A 1708-nucleotide genomic window follows, 5' to 3' on the forward strand; every position below is an offset into this window, starting at 1 on the left:
CCGCTGTTCAACGAGATCGACGGCCACTTCCCGAATCACCACCCGGACCCGGGCAAGCCGGAGAACCTGGTCGCGCTGATCGACGAGGTCGAACGGACCGGCGCGGACATCGGGCTCGCCTTCGATGGCGACGGCGACCGCCTGGGCGTGGTGACCCCGCGCGGGCGCATCATCTACCCGGATCACCTGCTCGCGGTGTTCGCCACCGACCTGCTCGAGCGCCAGCCGGGCGCCACGGTGATCTTCGACGTCAAGTGCAGCCGCACCCTGGCCCGGGTGATCAGCGAGGCCGGCGGCGAGCCCGAGATGTGGCGCACCGGCCACTCGCTGATCAAGGCCCGCATGCGCGAGACCGGCGCGCAGCTTGCCGGCGAGATGAGTGGACATATCTTCTTCAAGGAGCGCTGGTACGGTTTCGACGACGGCCTCTACGCCGCCGCCCGGCTGCTCGAGATCCTCACCGGTTGCGAGGAAGATGCGGATGCGCTGTTCGAGCGTTTTCCCCAGGAAATCAGCACCCCGGAAATCAACCTGGCGGTGCCGGACGAAGAAAAGTTCGCCATGATCGAAGCGCTTGCCAGGGTCGGCGACTTCGGCGAAGGTATCAAGACCACCCTCGACGGCCTTCGCGTGGACTACCCGCAGGGCTTCGGGCTGTGCCGGGCGTCGAACACGACGCCGGCGCTGGTGCTTCGCTTCGAAGGGGAAAGCGAAGCGGCATTGAACGAGATAAAGGCGCGCTTCGCCGCCGCGCTCGCCAAGGCGGCGCCGACGCTCGATATCACCGCGCTGCACTGAGTGCGCGGATCGCGTGCGCCGCCATTAAAAGATAAAAGCCAAGGGATAACGCAATGAATCCAGAAAGCCGCGACCCGAAGGTCGTCGTGGAAGTGCTGTCAGAGGCGCTTCCCTACATCCAGCAGTTCTCCGGCAAGACCGTGGTCGTCAAGTACGGCGGCAACGCCATGACCGAAGACGCCCTGATCGACTCCTTCGCCCGCGACATCGTGCTGATGAAGGAGGTCGGCATCAACCCGGTGGTGGTGCACGGCGGCGGCCCGCAGATCGGTAGTCTCCTCGAGAAGCTCAACATCGAGTCGCGTTTCGTCAACGGCATGCGCGTCACCGACGCCCAGACCATGGACGTGGTGGAGATGGTGCTGGGGGGGCTGGTCAACAAGAGCATCGTCAACCTGATCAACCAGTGCGGCGGCAAGGCGATCGGCCTGACCGGCAAGGACGGCGCCCAGATCCGCGCCCGCCAGCTCAAGGTCGAGCACAAGACACCGGAGATGACCGCCCCGGAGATCATCGACATCGGCCACGTCGGCGAGGTGGAGTCGATCTCCACCGACCTGATCGAGATGCTCGCCGCTCGCGACTTCATCCCGGTGATCGCCCCGATCGGCGTCGACGCCGAGGGTCACAGCTACAACATCAACGCCGACCTGGTCGCCGGCAAGCTCGCCGAGGCGCTGTGTGCCGAGAAGCTGATGCTTCTGACCAACGTGGCGGGCCTGATGAACGGCGCAGGCGACGTGCTCACGGGGCTGACCACCGCCCAGGTGGACGGCCTGATCGAGGACGGCACCATCTACGGCGGGATGCTGCCGAAGATTCGCTGCGCGCTGGAGGCGGTGAAAGGCGGCGTCAACAGCGCCCACATCATCGACGGGCGCGTGCCCCACGCGGTGCTGCTGGAAATATT

At 65.6% G+C, this 1708-nt stretch carries 2 protein-coding genes; both read left to right on the top strand.

What is annotated here, in order from left to right:
• On the top strand, window positions 1–798 hold a 798-nt coding region (locus BIS11_RS16755; protein WP_253586609.1), incomplete at its 5' end, for a phosphomannomutase/phosphoglucomutase.
• 53 nt (window positions 799–851) lie between these two features.
• On the top strand, window positions 852–1708 hold an 857-nt coding region (gene argB, locus BIS11_RS16760), incomplete at its 3' end, for an acetylglutamate kinase (RefSeq protein ID WP_253586610.1).

This window comes from Halomonas sp. 707D4 (assembly GCF_024158685.1).
In the GTDB taxonomy this organism is placed as follows: Bacteria; Pseudomonadota; Gammaproteobacteria; order Pseudomonadales; family Halomonadaceae; genus Vreelandella.